Origin of the sequence: Streptomyces katrae, from assembly GCF_002028425.1 — a bacterium.
Taxonomy (GTDB): domain Bacteria; phylum Actinomycetota; class Actinomycetes; order Streptomycetales; family Streptomycetaceae; genus Streptomyces; species Streptomyces katrae_A.
The window spans coordinates 87247-108614 of the sequence record NZ_CP020044.1; the positions used below are offsets into that span (position 1 = coordinate 87247).

The 21368-nt window shown below is 74.4% G+C and carries 1 protein-coding gene (running past one end of the window); it reads right to left on the minus strand.

Features of this window, described 5'->3' with window-relative positions; translation table 11 throughout:
• A protein-coding gene (locus B4U46_RS35795; RefSeq protein WP_079432441.1) for a type I polyketide synthase crosses the window boundary here: on the minus strand, positions 1-21368 show its 3' portion. It continues 6850 nt past the right edge of the window; only the last 21368 of its 28218 coding nucleotides appear in the window; its start codon lies beyond the right edge, outside the window; it ends in the stop codon at positions 1-3.

Genomic DNA, 21368 nt, shown 5'->3' on the forward strand with positions numbered 1-21368 from the left:
TCAGCCGACGCGTCCCAGACCCCTGATGAAGTCGAAGAGGTCGTCGTCGCTCGCCGATGCCAGGGAGTCCACCACGGCATCCGCCTCCGCGGCGGCGTCGCGCTGCTGCTCGGCCCCGTCGGACCACTTGGCCAGCATGCCCTGGAGCCGCATCCGCACCTTGCTGCGGGTGAGCTGGTCGGGGGCGGCGCCGTCGAGCGCCGCCTCCAGGGCGTCCAGGTCGTCCAGCAGGGCCGGCCCGTCGGCGGCGGCGCCCAGCAGCTCGGACTTCAGCAGGTGGACGACGGCGGCCGGAGTCGGGTGGTCGAAGACCAGGCCGGCAGGCAGTCTGGTGCCGGTCTCCCGGGTGAGCCGGTTGCGCAGTTCCACGGCCGACAGGGAGGTGAACCCGATCTCCAGGAAGGGCCGCTGCGGGTCGAGCGCCATGGGCTCTGCCCGGCCGAGGACGTCGGCGGCGTGCCTGCCGAGCAGTTCGAGCAGGACGGCGTCCTGTCCGGCAGGGCCCTCCGCTGCGAGGCCGGCGCGCAGCTGCGCGGCGGCCCCCTCGTCCACCTGCTCGTACTCGGTGACCGACTGGCGCACCCGCTGCTGCCAGGACAGCAGCGCCGGCAGCACCTCGCGCAGCGGCCGGTCGACGTCGACGGCCAGGCTCTGGGTCAGCGACGTCAGGTCCCCGTCGTCGACGGCGTCCTCGACCGCCTCCCAGAACCGGGCGCCCACCGCCCGGCCGGACGGCTGCCGCGTCTGCTCCGGCCAGTAACGTTCGCGCTGGAACGCGTACGTCGGCAGTTCGGCCGGGGCGGCGGCCGCCCCGGCGAAGTACGCGGCCCAGTCGATCCGCGCCCCGGCCGCGTACAGCTGGGCGAGTGCCGAGACCACGGCCGCGGCGCCGTCGCGGTCGGCGCGCTGCGCGGCGACGAAGGCGCCGTCGGGCACGCATTCGGCGCCCATCGCCGACAGGACGGCGTCGGAGCCGATCTCCAGGAAGCGGGTGGCGCCCTGCGCGCGCAGGGTGCTCATGCCGTCGGCGAAGCGGACGGCCTCGCGCACGTGCCGCACCCAGTAGTCGGGGGCGCACAGCTCCGTCGCGGAGGCGGCCTTGCCGGTGACGTCGGAGACGACCGGGATGCGCGGCGCCGCGTAGGCGACCGACTCGGCGACCTTGCGGAAGTCCGCCAGCATCGGCTCCATCAGCGGGGAGTGGAAGGCGTGGGAGACGGTCAGCCGCTTGGTCTTCACCCCGCGCTCCTCGAGCTCGGCGACGATCCGCGCGACGGCCGGGCCGGCGCCCGAGAGCACGGTGGAGCGCGGGCCGTTGACGGCCGCGATGCCCACGTCCCCGTCCGCCGGGAGCAGTTCGGCGACCTCCGCCTCGGCGGCGCGCACCGAGACCATCACACCGCCCTCGGGCAGAGCCTGCATCAGCCGGCCGCGGGCGGCAACCAGGCGGGCCGCGTCCTCCAGGGAGAAGACCCCCGCGACGTGCGCGGCCGCGATCTCCCCGATGGAGTGGCCGAGGAGGTGGTCGGGCAGCACGCCCCAGCTCTCCACGAGCCGGTACAGGGCCACCTCGAAGGCGAACAGGGCGGGCTGGGTGAACCCGGTACGGTTCAGCTCGGTGGCGTCGTCCGCGAACATCACCTCGCGCAGCGGCCGCTCCAGGTACGGGTCCAGGTGCAGGCACGCCGCGTCGAGGGCCGCCGCGAAGGCGGGGAACGCGGCGTACAAATGCCGGCCCATGCCGGCCCGCTGCGCGCCCTGCCCGGCGAAGAGGAACGCGGTCCGGCCGGTGGTCGCGGTGCCGCGGACCAGTCCGGCGGCCGGTCCGCCGCCGGCGAGTGCCGCCAGGGCGTCCAGCGCGGCGGAGTGGTCCTCGACGACGACCACCGCACGGTGTTCGAAGGCGGTCCGGGTGGTGGCCAGCGCGTGCGCCACGTCCCGGACAGGCGCGGGCCGGCCGGTGAGCTGGGTGCGCAGGGCGGCCGCCTGCGCGGACAGTGCCTGCTCAGTGCGGCCGGAGAGCACCCACAGGGAGGGGGCGGTGGCGTCCGCGGCTTCCCCGGCGTCCGCCCGCGCGGGCGTGCCGGTGCCGGCGGGGGCCCCGGTGTCCCCGGCCTCCCCGGTGCCTTCGGCCGCCTCGAGGATGACGTGCGCGTTGGTGCCGCTGAAGCCGAACGAGGAGACGCCGGCCCGCCGCGGCCGCTCGCCGCCCCCGGGCCACGCCCGCTCGCCGGTCAGCAGGGCGACCGCGCCGGAGGCCCAGTCGACGTGCGGCGACGGCTCGTCGGCGTGCAGGGTGCGCGGCAGTGTGCCGTGCTCCATGGCGAGGACCATCTTGATGATGCCGGCCACACCGGCCGCCGCCTGGGTGTGTCCGATGGAGGACTTCACCGAGCCCAGCCACAGCGGCTCGCGGCCGCCGCGCTCCTGCCCGTAGGTGGCGAGGAGGGCCTGGGCCTCGATGGGGTCGCCGAGCGAGGTGCCGGTGCCGTGCGCCTCGACGGCGTCGACGTCGGCCGGGGCCAGTCCGGCGTTGGCGAGCGCCTCGCGGATGACGCGCTGCTGGGCGGGCCCGTTGGGGGCGGTGAGGCCGTTGGAGGCGCCGTCCTGGTTGACGGCGGAGCCGCGGACCACGGCGAGGACGCGGTGGCCGTTGCGCCGGGCGTCGGAGAGGCGCTCCACCAGGAGCACGCCGACGCCCTCGGACCAGCCCGTGCCGTCGGCGTCGGCGGAGAACGCCTTGACGCGGCCGTCGGCGGCGAGCCCGCCCTGCCGGGCGAACTCGATGAACGCGCCCGGCGTCGACATGACGGTGGCACCGCCGGCCAAGGCCAGGTCGCACTCGCCGCCCCGCAGCGCCTGCGCCGCCAGGTGCAGGGCCACCAGCGACGAGGAGCAGGCCGTGTCGACGGTGACCGCCGGGCCCTCCAGGCCCAGCGCGTACGAGACCCGGCCGGAGATCACGCTCGCGCCGCTGCCGGTGGCGAGGAAGCCCTCGACGCCGGTGGTCCCGGCGCCCAGCAGCAGGTTGGTGTAGTCCTGCCCGTTGGTGCCGGCGAAGACGCCGGTACGGCTGCCGCGCAGCGACGCCGGGTCGATCCCGGCCCGTTCGACGGCCTCCCAGGAGGTTTCCAGCAGCAGCCGCTGCTGGGGGTCCATGGCGAGGGCCTCGCGGGGCGAGATCCCGAAGAAGTCGGCGTCGAACTCGCCCACGGCGTCCAGGAACCCGCCGCGACGGGTGTAGGAGGCCGAGCCGTCGACGTCGTACAGCTCCTCCAGGACGTCCCAGCCGCGGTCGTCCGGGAACTCCGACAGTCCGTCGCGGCCCGATGCCAGCAGCCGCCACAGGTCCTCCGGGCCGGTGACCCCGCCCGGGAACCGGCAGGCCATGCCGACGATCGCGACGGGCTCGTCGACCGGGCCGCGCACCGCGGGCTCCGCCGCGCGCGGGCGTGCGTCCGTGGCGGCCTCCTCGAGGCCGGCCAGCAGTTCGGTGCGCACGTGCGCGGCGAGCAGGCCGGGTGTCGGGTGGTCGAAGACCAGGGTGACGGGCAGGACGAGCCCGGTGAGGGCGGTCAGCGCCTCGCGCAGCTCCACGGCGCTCAGCGAGGTGAAGCCGAGGTCGCGGAAGGCCCGGTCTTCCTCTACCTCGTCGTCCGGGCCGAGGCCCAGCACGGTGGCGACGGCGTCGCGCACGAGGTCCCAGACCGCCTGCCGCCGCTCGGCCCCACCGAGCGCGGCCAGCCGCTCCCGCAGGCCGGCTCCCTCGGCGGGCTCCTCCCCGTGCGGGCCGGGCGCGGACGCCCGGTCCTGCGCGGGGGCGGCCGCGGCGACCAGCTCGGCGAAGAGCGGGCTCGGGCGCAGGGTGGCGAACAGGCGGGTGAACCTCGCCCAGTCCGCGTCGACGACCGTCAGGTCGGCCACCGCCCCGGCCGCCGCCCCGCGCAGGACGCCCACCGCCCTGTCCGGCGCCATCGCGGTCAGGCCGCGCCGGCTCAGGTGCTCGACGGTCCCGGCGTCCGCCATGCCGCCGTCGGCCCAGGGGCCCCAGGCGACCGAGGCCGCCACCAGGCCCTGGGCGCGCCGGCGCTGGACGAGCGCGTCGAGCGCGGCGTTGGCCGCCGCGTACGCGCCCTGGCCGGCGCCGCCCCAGACGCCCGCGATCGAGGAGAAGAGGACGAACGCGTCCAGCTCGGCGGCCCGGGAGGGCTCGCTGAACAGGGCGTCCAGGTGACGGGCGCCGAGGACCTTGCCGGCCTGGACGTCTGCCAGTTCGGCCGCGTCGAGCGCGGCGAGCGCGACGGAGGCACCGGGCACACCGGCGGCGTGGACGACACCCCGGACCGGGCCGTCCTGCTCCAGACCCTCCACGAGCGCACGAACCTGACCGGCATCAGCCACATCACAGGCCACAACGGACACCCGCACCGCATCGGAGCCGAGCTCGTCCGCGAGCTCCTTCGCACCGGGCGCATCAAGTCCCCGACGGCTGGTCAGCACCACGTGCTCGGCGCCTTCGGCCACCAGCCAGCGCGCCACATGCGCACCCAGCGCACCCGTACCACCCGTCACCACAACCGTCCCGCGCGGACGCCAACCCCCCGAACCGGAGGAAGACGGCTCGGCCGGCCGCAGGCGGCGGCCGTAGACACCCGCCGCACGCACCGCGACCTGGTCCTCGTCCGAGGAACCCGACAGCAGCCCCCGCACACGAGCGGCAGCCCGCTCGTCCAGCACCTCGGGAAGGTCGACCAGACCACCCCAACGCCCCGGGTGCTCCAGGGCCACGACCCGGCCCAGACCCCACACCAGGGACTGCTCCACACCCTCCGCACGCAACGCGTCCGAACGGCCGATCGACACGGCACCCCGGGTCAGGGACCACAGCGGCGCCTCGCACTCGGCATCACCCAGAGCCTGGACCAGCTCCAGCGTCCCGACCAGACCGCGCAACGACACCACACCCGTGACACCGTCCACCAGCCCGGCCACACGCCCGGCAAGCTCCACCCGGCCCTCACCCGAAGGCACGACCACAACCCGCCCGGCCAACGCACCGGCCACCCACTCGGTCAGCGGACCGTCCTCGTCCGCCACCACCAGCCACGAACCAGCCGACTCCGTCGACGCCGGCTCGGCCAACGGCTTCCAGGCGACCCGGTAACGCCACCCGTCCACCGCCGACTGCTCACGCCGACGCCTACGCCACGAAGACAGCGCCGGCAGCACAGCACCCAGCGAACCGCCCTCGACGTCCAGGGCCTCGGCCACAGCGCCCAAGTCCTCCCGCTCCACCGCTTCCCAGAACTCCGCGTCCACCGCGTCGGTCTCGACCCCGGCCGGCTCGGCGGGAGCCTTGGCCTGCGGCCAGTAGCGCTGGTGCTGGAAGGAGTACGTCGGCAGCTGCACGTTCCGCGCGCCGGACCCGGCGAAGAAGGCCTTCCAGTCGGCCTCCGCACCGTGGGCCAGTGCCTTGGCCGCCATGCTCTTGACCGCTTCGGGCTCCGACCGGTCGCGACGCAGCGCGGGGACGAAGACCGCGGCGGCGGCGACGCATTCGGCGCCCATCGCGGACAGGACCCCGTCCGGGCCGAGCTCGACGAAGCGGGTCACGCCGAGGGCGTCCAGCGCGGCCATGCCGTCGGCGAAGCGGACCGCCTCGCGGACGTGCCGCACCCAGTACTCCGGCGAGCAGAGCTCCCCTGCCGAAGCCACCTCACCCGTGAGGTTCGAGACCACGGGGATCCGCGGTGCGGCGAACGCGACCGATTCCAGGACGGCACGGAACCCGTCCAGCATCGGGTCCATCAGCGGCGAGTGGAACGCGTGGCTGACCGTCAGCCGCTTGGTCTTCACCCCGCGCTCGCCGAGCGCGTCCGCGATGGCGGTCACGGAATCGGCTGCGCCCGAGACCACCACGGACTGCGGCCCGTTGACGGCCGCAATGCTCACGTCCTCGTACGCGGCGACCAGCTCGGCCACCTCCGCCTCAGCCGCACGCACCGACACCATCGCGCCACCCTGCGGCAGCGCCTGCATCAGCCGGCCGCGCGCGACGACCAGCCGCGCCGCGTCCGACAACGAGAACACCCCGGCCACGTGCGCGGCGGCGATCTCACCGATGGAGTGACCCATGAGGTAGCCGGGCCTCAGGCCCCAGCTCTCCACCAGCCGGAACAGGGAGACTTCGAGCGCGAACAGGGCCGGCTGCGTGAACTCGGTGCGGTCCAGCTCGGCGGAGTCCTCCGCGAACATCACCTCCCGCAGCGAACGCCCCAGCTCCGGGTCGATCTCCGCACACACCGCGTCCAGCGCCTCCGCGAACACCGGGAACGCGGCATACAGCTCCCGCCCCATCCCGGCCCGCTGCGCACCCTGACCCGTGAACAGGAACCCCGTGCGGCCGTCGTCGCTGCGGCCGGTTGCGGTGCCCGGTGCCGGGCGGCCTTCGGCCAGGGCGCGGAGGCCGTCGGTCAGCTCCTCGCGGTCGGCGCCCAGTACGACCGCCCGGTGCTCGAACGCCGTGCGCCCCGTCAGGAGCGAGTACGCGACGTCGAGCGCGACGGCCGCGGGCCGTTCGGCGAGGTGGTCGCGCAGGGCGGAGATCTGGGCCTTCAGCGCCGGTTCCGTCCTGGCCGAGACCATCCAGGGCAGCGGGACCGCCGCCCCGTCCGGGTCCGGGTCGGGGCTCCCGGCGGCGCCGGGACCCTGCTCCAGGATCGCGTGGGCGTTGGTGCCGCTGATCCCGAAGGACGACACGCCGGCCCGCCGCGGGCGGTCGCCCTGCGGCCACTCGCGCGCCTCGGTCAGCAGTTCCACCGCTCCGGCGGACCAGTCCACCTGCGGGGTGGGCTCGTCCACGTGCAGGGTCTTCGGCAGCATGCCGTGCTGCATCGCCATCACCATCTTGATCACGCCGCCGACGCCGGCCGCGGCCTGCGTGTGGCCGACATTGGATTTCAGGGAGCCGAGCCACAGCGGCTCGTCGCCGTCGCGTTCCTGCCCGTACGTGGCGAGCAGTGCCTGCGCCTCGATCGGGTCGCCGAGCTTCGTGCCGGTGCCGTGCGCCTCCACCGCGTCGACCTCGGCCGCCGACAGACCGGCGTTGGCCAGGGCCTGGCGGATCACGCGCTGCTGGGACGGGCCGTTCGGGGCGGTCAGCCCGTTGGAAGCCCCGTCCTGGTTGACGGCCGTGCCACGGACGACGGCCAGTACGCGGTGGCCGTTGCGCTCGGCGTCCGAGAGCCGCTCCAGGACCAGCATGCCCACGCCCTCGGCCCAACCCGTGCCGTCGGCTGCCGCGGCGAACGCCTTGCAGCGGCCGTCGAAGGAGAGCCCGCGCTGCTTGCTGAACTCCACGAAGGTGGACGGGGTCGCCATGACGGTGACGCCGCCCGCGAGGGCCATCGTGCACTCGCCGTTGCGCAGCGCCTGCGCCGCCCAGTGGAGGGCGACCAGGGAGGACGAGCAAGCCGTGTCAACGGTCACCGCCGGGCCCTCCAGGCCCAGGGTGTACGAGACGCGGCCGGACAGCACGCTGCCCGAGTTGCCCGTGCCCACGTAGCCTTCGAGGCCCGCGTCGCCGCCGGCGAGGACGTAGCCGGCGTAGTCGTGGTACATGAGGCCGGCGAACACGCCGGTGGCGGTGCCGCGCAGCGTCGTGGGGTCGATGCCGGCGTACTCGATGGCCTCCCAGGAGGTCTCCAGCAGCAGCCGCTGCTGGGGGTCCATGGCGAGGGCCTCGCGCGGCGAGATCCCGAAGAACGCGGCGTCGAAGTCCGCGACGTTGTCGAGGAATCCGCCCTCGCGGGTGTAGCTGGTCGCGCCCTGTCCGCCCTCGGGGTCGTAGACCTTGTCGAGGTCCCAGCCACGGTCGGTGGGGAAGGGGGAGATGCCGTCGCCGCCCTGGGCGACGAGGCGCCAGAGGTCCTCGGGGCTGGTGACGCCGCCGGGGTAGCGGCAGCTCATGCCCACGATCGCGATGGGCTCGTCCGCGCCGATGGCGTTGCCGGCCGGCACGGGGGTCGCCCGTGCCGCGAGCGGCTCGTCCGCGTCTCCGAGGAGCTCGCCGCGCACGTACTCGGCCAGGACCGACGGCGTCGGGTAGTCGAAGACGAGCGTGGCCGGCAGGCGCAGGCCGGTGGCCGTGTTGAGCCGGTTGCGCAGTTCCACGGCGGTCAACGAGTCGAAGCCGAGCTCCGTGAACGGCCGGTCCGCACCCACCCGGGCGGGGGAACCGTGGCCGAGTACGGCCGCGGCGTGCGTCCGCACCAGCTCCAGGACCGCCCCGGACCGCTCCTCGGTGGGCAGGGCCACGAGTCGGTCGACCAGCGTGGACGATCCGTTCACCGCCGCGGAGGCGGTGCGCCGTGCGGGGGCGGGGACCAGGCCGCGGAGGACCGGGGCCACGCCCGCCGAAGCGGCCAGCGCCCGCATCCGGGCCAGGTCCAGCCGGACCGGCACCAGCGCCGGCTCGAGGCCGCCGACGGTCGCGTCCAGCAAGGCCAGACCCGTCACGACCGGGATGGGCAGTACGCCGCCGCGCGACATGCGCTCGACATCGGCCGAGGTCAGCGAGGCACCCATGCCCGCCGTCTCCTCCCACAGGCCCCAGGCCAGGGAGGTGGCAGGGAGGCCCAGGCCGTGGCGGTGGGCGGCGAGGGCGTCGAGGAACGCGTTGGCCGCCGCGTAGTTGGCCTGGCCGGCACCACCGAAGACACCGGCTGCGGAGGAGAACAGGACGAAGGCGTCCAGGTCCGCGTCACGGGTCAGTTCGTGGAGGTGCCAGGCCGCGTCGACCTTGGCCCGCAGGACCTTCGAGAGCCGTTCGGGGGTCAGAGAGGCGATGGTCCCGTCGTCGACCACACCGGCGGCGTGGACGACCGCCTTCACGGGATGGGCGGCCAGCAGGGAAGCCAGAGCCTCCCGGTCGGAAACGTCACAGGCCGCGACGGTCACCGACGCGCCCAGCTCCTCCAGCTCGCCGCGCAGCTCGTCAGCACCCGGAGCGTCCAGGCCCCGCCGGCTGACCAGCACCAGATCCCGCACCCCGTGCCCGGTCACCAGATGCCGGGCCACCACAGCACCCAGACCACCCGTACCACCGGTCACCAACACCGGACCCGCACCGAAACCACCGGCATCCGCAGTCCCCTGGGCCGCCCGCACCAGACGCGGCACGAGCACCCGCCCGTCCCGGACGGCCACCTGCTGCTCACCGGAGGCGACGACCGAGGCGATCAGCCCTGCCGTCAGCGCGTCACGGTCGTCCACATCCACCAGGACGAACCGGCCCGCACCCTCCGACTGGGCGGAGCGCACCAGACCCCACACGACGGACGCCGCCACATCGGCGACCTCCGCCCCACCGGCGGCCACGGCACCCCGCGTCACCAGCACCAGGGCCCGGTCCTCCTCCGCCCAGCCCCGCACCAGCTCCAGGGCCCGCGACGCCACCGCGAACGCGGCCCCAGGCACCTCGACGTCGACATCAGACGTCAGGTCGACCACGACCATGTCAGCGTCGTCCTGGGCATCGGCCACGGCCACCGGGCTCCAGTCGAGCCGGAACAGGGAGTCCCGTTCCACGCCGCCGGACGCCGCCGCCACCTGACCGTCGACCGGCCGCAGCACCAGCGAATCCACCACGAGGACCGGCTCACCGGCACCATCCGCAACGGCCAGCGACACCGCACCCGTACCCGCGGGCGTCAGACGCACCCGCAGCTGCGAGGCACCGGCGGCGCGCAGGGACACACCCGACCAGGCGAACGGCAGCCAGCCACCCGCGCCTTCGTGCGGGAGCAGACCGCCCACGCCCAAGGCGTGGAGGGCAGCGTCCAGCAGCGCCGGGTGCAGACCGTAGCGGCCGGCCTCGGCCGCCGCGTCCTCGGGCAGCGCGACGTCTGCGAAGACCTCGTCGCCCGAACGCCAGACCGCCCTCAGCCCCTGGAAGGCGCCTCCGTACGCGAATCCGGCCTCGGCGAGGCGCTCGTACAGCCCCTCCACCGGGACCTCGGCCGCACCGGCCGGCGGCCACGCCGACAGGTCCATGCCCGCAACGGGCTCCTCGGCGCCCACCACACCCGAGGCGTGGCGCTGCCACGGCTCGTCGAACTCCCCCGCGTCCGGGCGGGAGAAGAAGTCCACCGACCGCAGACCAGCCTCGTCCGCGCCACCCACCACGACCTGCACCTGGACACCACCGGACTCCGGCAGCACCAACGGCGCCTCGATCGTCAGCTCCACCAGCCGGCCGCAGCCCACCTGGTCACCGGCCCGCACCGCCAACTCCACGAACGCCGTCCCCGGCAGGATCACCTTCCCGCCGACCGCGTGCCCCGCCAGCCAGGCGGGGTCGTCGTGCCCGATCCGGCCGGTGAACAGGCAGCCGCCACCTTCCGCGAGGGTCACGGCCGCTCCCAGCAGCGGGTGTTCCGCCGCTCCGAGTCCCAGACCGGCGGCGTCGGCGACCTTCGGGGTCGCCTTGCGCGGCCAGAAGCGCTCGCGCTGGAAGGCGTACGTCGGCAGCTCGACGAGCCCGGCGCTCGAACCCGCGAAGAAAGCCGGCCAGTCCGCCGACGCACCGTTCACGTATCCCTGCGCGAGGGCCGACACCACGGACTCGGCTTCCGGCCGTCCCTTGCGCAGGGCGGGGACGAAGAGCGCGGCGGCATCGACACACTCGGCGCCCATGGCGGAGAGCACGCCGTCGGGACCGAGCTCGACGAACCGGGTCACGCCCTGCTTGTGCAGGGTGGCGACACCGTCGGCGAAGCGGACCGCCTCGCGGACGTGGCACACCCAGTACTCGGGCGAGCAGAGCTCCCCTGCCGAAGCCACCTCACCCGTGAGGTTGGAGACCACGGGGAGGGAAGGCGCGGCGAACGCGACCGATCCCAACACGGCACGGAACTCGTCCAGCATCGGGTCCATCAGCGGCGAGTGGAACGCGTGGCTCACCGTCAGCCGCTTGGTCTTCACCCCGCGCTCGGCCAGCACACCCGCAACAGCGGTCACCGAGTCTTCGGCACCCGAGATCACGACAGAACTCGGCCCGTTGACGGCCGCGATGCTCACGTCTGCGTGCGAGGCGACCAGCTCGGCGACCTCCGCCTCGGAGGCGCGTACGGAGACCATGGCACCACCGGCCGGCAGCGCCTGCATCAGACGACCACGCGCGACGACCAGCCGCGCCGCGTCGGAGAGGGAGAACACCCCCGCCACGTGCGCAGCAGCGATCTCACCGATGGAGTGACCCAGCAGATAGTCGGACTTCAGACCCCAGCTCTCCACCAGCCGGAACAGCGCCACCTCGATGGCAAACAGGGCCGGCTGCGTGAACTCCGTACGGTCCAGCTCAGCAGACTCGCCTGCAAACATCACCTCCCGCAGCGAACGCCCCAGCCCCGGATCGATCTCCGCACACACGGCATCCAGCGCCTCCGCGAACACCGGGAAGGCGGCATACAGCTCGCGCCCCATCCCCGCCCGCTGCGCACCCTGACCCGTGAAGAGGAAACCCGTCTTGCCGGGCGTCACCACGCCCTGGACAACCCCCTCGGCCGCCTCGCCCCGCGCGAGCGCCTCCAGCGCCCCCCGGTGGTCCGGGCCGAGGACGACCGCCCGGTGCTCGAAGGCCGTACGCGTCACGCCCAGCGCATGGGCGACGTCCAGGTCGGCCGTGTCGTCGGCGATGGCCGACCGCAGTCGGGCGGCCTGGCCGCGCAGGGCGGCTTCCGACCGGCCGGAGACGGTCCAGGGGAGGACCGGGAGCACGTGGGCGGATCCACCAGCCGACTGCTCGGCCCGTTCCGGGGCCTGCTCCAGGACGGCGTGGGCGTTGGTGCCGCTGAAGCCGAACGAGGAGACGGCCGCGCGGCGCGGACGGCCGGTCCGCGGCCATTCCCGCTGCTCGGTGAGGAGTTCCACCGCGCCCGCTTCCCAGTCGATCTGCGGGGAGGGCTCGTCGACGTGCAGGGTGCGCGGCAGGACGCCGTGCTGCATCGCCATGACCATCTTGATCACACCGCCGACACCGGCGGCGGCCTGCGTGTGACCGATGTTCGACTTGAGCGAGCCGAGCCACAGCGGCTCCTCGCCGCCGCGCTCCTGCCCGTACGTGGCCAGCAGCGCCTGCGCCTCGATCGGGTCGCCCAACGTCGTACCGGTGCCGTGCGCCTCGACGGCGTCCACCTCGGCGGGGCTGAGCCTCGCGTTGGCGAGGGCCTGGCGGATGACGCGCTGCTGGGACGGACCGTTCGGGGCGGTCAGGCCGTTGCTCGCACCGTCCTGGTTGACGGCCGTGCCACGGACGACGGCCAGTACGCGGTGGCCGTTGCGCTCGGCGTCCGACAGGCGTTCCAGGACCAGCATGCCCACGCCCTCGGACCAGCCCGTGCCGTCCGCGGCGCCCGCGAAGGACTTGCAGCGGCCGTCGGGGGCGAGCCCCTGCTGGCGGCTGAAGTCGATGAACGCCGTCGGCGTGGACATGATCGTGGCACCGCCCGCGAGGGCCATCGTGCACTCACCGCTGCGCAGCGCCTGCGCAGCGAGGTGCAGGGCCACGAGCGAGGAGGAGCACGCGGTGTCGACGGTGACGGCCGGGCCCTCGAAGCCGAAGGAGTACGAGACGCGGCCCGAGGCGACGCTGCCCGCGGTGCCGATGCCGAGGTATCCGGCGGCGTCCTCGGCGCTGGAGCCGAGGAGCGAGGCGTAGTCGTTGTACATCACGCCGGTGAAGACGCCGGTCGCGCTGCCGCGCAGGGTGGCGGGGGCGATGCCGGCCCGTTCGATCGCTTCCCAGGAGGTTTCCAGCAGCAGCCGGTGCTGGGGGTCCATGGCGAGGGCCTCGCGCGGCGAGATCCCGAAGAACTCCGGGTCGAACTCGCCGACGTTCGCGAGGAAGCCGCCCTCGCGGGTGTAGCTGGTGGCCCCGTCCCGGGCGTCCGGGTCGTAGAGGGCATCGCCGTTCCAGCCACGGTCGGTGGGGAAGACGGTGATGCCGTCGCCGCCCTGGGCGACGAGGCGCCAGAGGTCCTCGGGGCTGGTGACGCCGCCGGGGTAGCGGCAGCTCATGCCCACGATCGCGATGGGCTCGTCCGCGCCGATGACGGCCGGCGCCGCGGCCGACTGCGCCGGGGCGGAGGCCTCCGCGTCCCCGACGAGCTCGCCGCGCACGTACTCGGCGAGCACCGCCGGGGTCGGGTAGTCGAAGACGAGCGTGGCCGGCAGGCGCAGGCCGGTGGCCGTGTTGAGCCGGTTGCGCAGTTCCACGGCGGTCAGCGAGTCGAAGCCGAGCTCGGTGAAGGCGTGGTGGAGCTCGATCCCCTGCGGGGAGGCGTGGCCCAGCACGGCCGCGACGTCGGCGCGGACCAGGTCCGCGACCGTTTCGAGCTGCTGTGCGGGCGGCAGGGCCGCCAGGCGGCGACCGAGGCCGCCCCGTGCTCCCGCAGCGGACGCCGTGCGCCGTGCGGGGGCGGGGACCAGGCCGCGGAAGACCGGGGCCACGCCCGCCGAAGCGGCCAGCGCCCGCATCCGGGCCAGGTCCAGCCGCAGCGGCACCAGCGCCGGCTCCGGACCGCCGACGGTCGCGTCCAGCAAGGCCAGACCCGTCACGACCGGGATGGGCAGTACGCCGCCGCGCGACATGCGCTCGACATCGGCCGAGGTCAGCGAGGCACCCATGCCCGCCGTCTCCTCCCACAGGCCCCAGGCCAGGGAGGTGGCGGCGAGGCCCAGCCCATGGCGATGGGCGGCGAGGGCGTCGAGGAAGGAGTTCGCGGCCGCGTAGTTGGCCTGTCCCGCACCACCGAGCACACCGGCGGCGGAGGAGAAGAGCACGAACGCGTCCAGATCCAGGCCGGCGGTGAGCTCGTGCAGGTGCCAGGCCGCGTCGACCTTCACCCGCAGCACCGTGGCAAGCCGTTCCGGGGTGAGCGACGAGACCACGCCGTCGTCCACGACACCGGCGGCGTGCACGACCGCCTTCACGGGGTGGGCGGCCAGCAGGGAAGCCAGAGCCTCCCGGTCGGAGACGTCACAGGCCGCGACGGTCACCGACGCGCCCAGCTCCTCCAGCTCGCCGCGCAACTCCCCGGCACCCGGAGCGTCGATTCCGCGCCGGCTGACCAGCACCAGATCCCGCACCCCGTGCCCGGTCACCAGATGCCGGGCCACCACAGCACCCAGACCACCCGTACCACCGGTCACCAACACCGGACCCGCACCGAACCCACCGGCGTTCGGTGCACTCTGAGCCGCCCGCACCAGACGCGGCACGAGCACCCGCCCCTCACGCAACGCCGCCTGGCCCTCGCCCGAGGCGACGACCGAGGCGATCAGCTCCGGCGTCAGCGCGTCCCGGTCGTCCACATCCACCAGGACGAACCGGCCCGCACCCTCCGACTGGGCGGAGCGCACCAGGCCCCACACGACGGACGCCGCCACATCGGCGACCTCCGCCCCACCGGCGGCCACGGCACCCCGCGTCACCAGCACCAGGGCCCGGTCCTCCTCCGCCCAGCCCCGCACCAGCTCCAGGGCCCGCGACGCCACCGCGAACGCCGCCCCAGGCACCTCGACGTCGACGTCAGACGTCAGGTCGACCAGGACGACGTCGGCTTCGTCAACGACGGCCGCCGCCATCGGCGCAGGGCTCCAGTCGAGCCGGAACAGGGAGTCCCGTTCCACGCCGCCGGACGCCGCCGCCACCTGGCCCTCGACCGGCCGCAGCACCAGCGAATCCACCACGAGGACCGGCTCACCGGCACCATCCGCAACGGCCAGCGACACCGCACCCGTACCCGCAGGCGTCAGACGCACCCGCAGCCGGGAGGCGCCGGAGGCCGCCAGCGTCACACCGGACCAGGTGAACGGCAGCCAGCCGCCCGTACCCTCGTCCGGAAGCAGTCCGCCCACGCCCACGGCGTGCAGGGCCGCATCGAGCAGCGCCGGGTGCAGACCGAACCGGCCCGCCTCCCCCGCCGCGTCCTCGGGCAGCGCGACCTCAGCGAACACCTCGTCCCCGGACCGCCACACCGCCCGCAGCCCCTGGAAGGCACTCCCGTACGCGAACCCGGCCTCGGCCAGGTGTGCGTACAGCCCCTCCACGGGAACCTCGGCGGCACCGGCCGGCGGCCAGGCCTCCAGTGAGAACGACGGCAGTTCCGCCACGGCGCTCAGGGCGCCCGAGGCGTGGCGCTGCCACGGTTCGCCGAACTCCCCCGCGTCCGGGCGGGAGAAGAAGTCCACCGACCGCAGACCAGCCTCGTCCGCGCCACCCACCACGACCTGCACCTGGACACCACCGGACTCCGGCAGCACCAACGGCGCCTCGATCGTCAGCTCCACCAGCCGGCCGCAGCCCACCTGGTCACCGGCCCGCACCGCCAACTCCACGAACGCCGTCCCCGGCAGGATCACCGTCCCGCCGACCACGTGCCCCGCCAGCCACGGGTGCGACAGCACGGACAGCCGACCGGTCAGCAGCACCTCGTCACCACCGGCCACGGAGACCGCGGCGCCCACCAGCGGGTGGACGGCGGGACTCAAACCAGCCGAGGCGACGTTGGCGGAGCCTCCGCGCGACTTCAGCCAGTAGTGCTGGTGCTGGAAGGCGTACGTGGGCAGGTCGACCCGGCGCGTGCCGCTGCCGATACCGGTCGCGGCGAAGTACGCGGACCAGTCCGCCGGCACGCCGTACGCGTACGCCTGCCCCAGAGCGGCGACGGCCGCTTCGGCCTCGTCACGGTCCTTGCGCAGCACCGGCACGAACACGCCGTCGCCGACGCAGTCGGCGCCCATCGCGGACAGCACGCCGTCGGGGCCCAGCTCGACGAACCGGGTGACGCCCTCCGCTTCCAGGGCAGCCATGCCGTCCGCGAACCGGACCGCCTCGCGGACGTGCCGCACCCAGTACTCGGGCGAGCAGAGCTCTTCCGCGGAAGCCACCTCACCCGTGAGGTTGGAGACCACGGGGAGGGTCGGGGCGGTGAAGGCAACCGCGTCCAGCACCGTGCGGAACTCGTCCAGCATCGGGTCCATCAGCGGCGAGTGGAACGCGTGGCTCACCGTCAGCCGCTTGGTCTTCACACCCCGCCCGGCCAGCAGACCCGCGATGGCGGTCACCGAGTCCTCGGCACCCGAGACCACCACGGACTTCGGCCCGTTGACGGCCGCAATACTCACGTCCTCGTACGCGGCGACCAGCTCGGCCACCTCCGCCTCGGCAGCACGCACCGACACCATCGCACCACCAGCCGGCAGCGCCTGCATCAGCCGACCACGCGCGACGACCAGCCGCGCCGCGTCGGAGAGGGAGAACACCCCCGCCCCATGCGCGGCGACGATCTCACCAATGGAGTGACCCAGCAGATAGTCGGGCTTCAAGCCCCAGCTCTCCACGAGCCGGAACAGCGCCACCTCGATCGCGAACAGCGCCGGCTGCGTGAACTCCGTACGGTCCAGCTCAGCAGACTCGGCTGCAAACATCACCTCCCGCAGCGAACGGCCCAACACCGGGTCGATCTCCGCACACACGGCATCCAGCGCCTCCGCGAACACCGGGAAGGCCGCATACAGCTCGCGCCCCATCCCGGCCCGCTGCGCACCCTGACCCGTGAACAGGAAACCCGTCAGACCCGGGACCACCGCACCACGCACCACGCCCGGCGCGGACTCGCCGCGTGCCAGCGCCTCCAGGCCCGCCACCGGGTCGGCGCCCAGGACCACGGCCCGGTGCTCGAAGGTCGCACGGGTGGTCGCCAAGGCGTACGCGGCGTCCGGCGCGGGCACCTCGGCGCCGCCGCCGGAGACGAACGCGGCCAGTCGGTCCGCCTGGGCGGCGAGGGCCTCGGGCGTGCGGCCGGACACCACCCACGGCACCGGGGTACCGACGGGGGTCGAAGCCGGAACCGGAGCCGGAACCGGAACAGGCCCCGGGTCCGACGGCGGCTCCTCCAGGACCACGTGGGCATTGGTGCCGCTGATGCCGAACGACGAGACGCCGGCCCGGCGCGGACGGCCGGTCTCCGGCCACTCCCGCTCCTCGGTCAGCAGTTCCACCGCTCCGGCGGACCACTCCACCTGCGGGGTGGGCTCGTCCACGTGCAGGGTGCGCGGCAGGACGCCGTGGCGCATCGCCTGGACCATCTTGATCACGCCGCCGACACCCGCCGCGGCCTGCGTGTGGCCGATGTTCGACTTCAGCGAGCCGAGCCACAGCGGCTCCCCGCCGAAGCGCTCCTGCCCGTACGTCGCCAGCAGCGCCTGCGCCTCGATCGGGTCGCCCAGCGTCGTACCGGTGCCGTGCGCCTCCACCGCGTCGACCTCGGCCGCCGACAGGCCGGCGTTGGCCAGGGCCTGGCGGATGACGCGCTGCTGCGAGGGCCCGTTGGGGGCGGTCAGCCCGTTGGAGGCCCCGTCCTGGTTGACGGCCGTGCCGCGGACGACGGCGAGGACCTGGTGGCCGTTCCTGCGCGCGTCGGAAAGGCGCTCCAGGACGAGCATGCCCACGCCCTCGGACCAGCCCGTGCCGTCCGCGGATGACGAGAAGGACTTGCAGCGGCCGTCCTCGGCGAGGCCGCGCTGCTTGCTGAACTCCACGAAGGTGGACGGGCTGGCCATGACGGTGACGCCGCCGGCGAGGGCCATCGTGCACTCGCCGTTGCGCAGGGCCTGGGCGGCCCAGTGCAGGGCGACCAGCGACGAGGAGCAGGCGGTGTCGACGGTGACGGCCGGGCCCTCCAGGCCCAGGGTGTAGGCGACGCGGCCGGACAGCACGCTGCCCGAGTTGCCTGTGCCCAGGTAGCCCTCCACGCCTTCGGGAACGGATTCGAGGCGGCCCGCGTAGTCGTGGTACATCAGGCCCGCGAAGACGCCGGTGGCGCTGCCGCGCAGGCCGGTGGGGTCGATGCCGGCGTACTCGAAAGCCTCCCAGGAGGCTTCGAGGAGGAGCCGCTGCTGCGGGTCCATGGCGAGGGCCTCGCGCGGCGAGATGCCGAAGAAGGCGGCGTCGAACGCGGCGGCCTCGTGCAGGAAGCCGCCCTCGCGGACGTATGAGGATCCCGGTCGGTCCGGGTCCTGGTCGAAGAGGCGGTCGAGGTCCCAGCCCCGGTCGGTGGGGAAGGCGGTGATGCCGTCGCCGCCCTCGGCGACGAGCCGCCACAGGTCCTCGGGGCCGGCCACTCCGCCGGGGTAGCGGCAGCTCATGCCGACGATCGCGATCGGTTCGTCGGAGGCGGGGCCGGAGCCGTGGCCGACGGCCGCGGCGGCCGGTGCGGTGCCGGCGGCGTCGTCACCCGCGACTTCGGCGCGGACGAACTCGACCAGTGCCTCGGGGGTGGGGTAGTCGAAGACGAGCGTGGCGGGGAGCCTCAGTCCTGTGGCCCCATTCAGCCGGTTGCGCAGTTCGACGGCGGTCAGCGAGTCGAAGCCGAGCTCGGTGAAGGCGCGGTCGAGGCCGATCCGGGAGCCGGAGGCGTGGCCGAGTACGTCGGCGACGTTCGCCCGCACCAACTCGGCGACCAGCTTGCGCTGTTCGTCCGCCGACAGCCCGGCGAGACGCTGGCCGAGCGCGGATTCGGCGCCCTGCCGGCGGGCGGTGCGGCGGGCCGGGACGCGGACGAGGCCGCGCAGCAGTCCGGGCACGCCGTTCGCACCGGCCTGGGCGCGCAGCACCGCGAGGTCGAGGTGAATCGGGAGGAGGGCGGCCGCGTCGGAGGAGGCACCCGCGTCGAAGAGGGCCAGGCCCTCCTGCGGGGACAGCGGGGGCATGCCGGCCCGGGCCAGCCGGTCGAGGTCGTCCTGTCCCATGCGGGCGGCCATGCCGCCCTCGGCCCAGGGGCCCCAGGCGAGGGAGGTGGCGGGGAGTCCGAGGCCGTGGCGGTGGGCGGCGAGGGCGTCGAGGAAGGCGTTGGCCGCCGCGTAGTTGGCCTGGCCCGGGCTGCCGAGCACACCGGCGGCGGAGGAGAACAGGACGAAGGCGTCCAGGTCCGCGTCACGGGTCAGCTCGTGGAGGTGCCAGGCCGCGTCGACCTTCACCCGCAGCACCGTGGCAAGCCGTTCCGGGGTGAGCGACGAGACCACGCCGTCGTCCACGACACCGGCGGCGTGCACGACCGCCTTCACGGGGTGGGCGGCCAGCAGGGAAGCCAGAGCCTCCCGGTCGGAGACGTCACAGGCCGCGACGGTCACGGCCGCGCCCAGCTCCTCCAGCTCGCCGCGCAGCTCGTCAGCACCCGGGGCGTCCAGGCCCCGCCGGCTGACCAGCACGAGGTCCCGTACGCCGTGCCCGGTCACCAGGTGCCGGGCCACCACAGCACCCAGACCACCCGTACCGCCGGTCACCAGCACCGGACCCGTACCGAAACCGCCGGCAGCCTGGGCGTTCTGGGCCGCCCGCACCAGGCGCGGCGCGAGCACGCGCCCGTCCCGGACGGCCACCTGCTGCTCACCCGAGGCGACCAGCGCGGCCACCAGCTCCGGCGTCAGCGCGTCCCGGTCGTCCACATCGACGAGAACGAACCGGCCCGCACCCTCCGACTGGGCGGAGCGCACCAGGCCCCACACCACCGAAGCCGCCACATCCGCGATGTCGGAGTCATTCCCGGCGGCCACGGCACCCCGCGTCACCAGGACCACGGTCCGGTCCTCGTCCGCCCAGTCCTGCACCAGCTCCAGGGCCCGCGAGGCCACGGCGAACGCGGCCTCGGGCACGGCGGTGCCGTCGTCGGGGGATGCGAGGTCGACGAGGACGGCGTCCCCGTCATCGCCCGGGACGGGCAGGGACACCGGGCTCCAGTCCAGCTGGAACAGGGAGTCCCGGTCCACGCCGCCGGACGCCGCCGCCACCTGGCCGTCGACCGGCCGCAGCACCAGCGAATCCACCACGAGGACCGGCTCACCCGCACCATCGGCGACGGCCAGCGACACAGCACCCGTGCCCGCAGGCGACAGACGCACCCGCAGCTGCGAGGCACCGGCGGCGCGCAGGGACACGCCCGACCAGGCGAACGGCAGGTGTCCGCCCGAGGAGGTGCGGCCCTGCTCCGGGGTGTCGCCACCGCCGCCGGCCAGTACCAGGGCGTGGAGAGCCGCGTCGAGGAGCGCGGGGTGGAGGCCGAACCGGCCGGCCTCGCCCGCCGCTTCCTCGGGCAGCGCGACCTCCGCGAACACTTCGTCCCCGGAGCGCCACACCGACGTCAGGCCGCGGAAGAGCGGCCCGTACACGAATCCGGCCTCGGCGAGGCGCTCGTACAGCCCCTCCACCGGGACCTCGGCCGCACCGGCCGGCGGCCACGCCGACAGGTCCATGCCCGCAACGGGCTCCTCGGCGCCCACCACACCCGAGGCGTGGCGCTGCCACGGCTCGTCGAACTCCCCCGCGTCCGGGCGGGAGAAGAAGTCCACCGACCGCAGACCACCTTCGTCCGCGGCACCCACCACGACCTGCACCTGGACACCACCGGACTCCGGCAGCACCAACGGCGCCTCGATCGTCAACTCCACCAGCCGACCGCAGCCCACCTGGTCACCGGCCCGCACCGCCAACTCCACGAACGCCGTCCCCGGTACCAGGACCGAGCCCAGGACCGCGTGTTCGGCGAGCCAGGGGTGCGTGCGGACCGACAGGCGGCCCGTGAGGAGTGCGCCGTCGCCGCTGGCGACGGAGACCGCCGCGCCGAGCAGGGGGTGGACGGCGGGGCTGAGCCCCAGGCCGCCGGCGTCGGCGGCCGCGCCGGCGCCCGCCTTGGGCCAGTAGCGCTGGTGCTGGAAGGCGTACGTCGGGAGTTCGACGTGGCGCACCGCCGCCGGGTCGGAGCCGGTGAACAGGGCGGTCCAGTCGACGGTGACGCCGTGGACGTGGGCCTGGGCGAGGGCGGCGACGGCCGCTTCGGCCTCGTCTCGGTCCTTGCGCAGCACGGGCACGAACACGCCGTCGCCGACGCAGTCGGCGCCCATCGCGGACAGCACTCCGTCAGGGCCGAGCTCGACGAACCGGGTGACGCCCTCCGCTTCCAGGGCGGCCATGCCGTCGGCGAAGCGGACCGCCTCGCGGACGTGGCGCACCCAGTACTCGGGCGAGCAGAGCTCTTCCCCGGAAGCCACCTCACCCGTCAGGTTCGAGACCACGGGGAGGGAAGGCGCGGCGAACGCGACCGATCCCAACACGGCACGGAACTCGTCCAGCATCGGGTCCATCAGCGGCGAGTGGAACGCGTGGCTCACCGTCAGCCGCTTGGTCTTCACCCCGCGCTCGCCGAGCGCGTCCGCGATGGCGGTCACGGAATCGGCCGCACCCGAGATCACCACGGAGGAAGGCCCGTTGACGGCCGCGATGCTCACGTCCTCGTACGCGGCGACCAGCT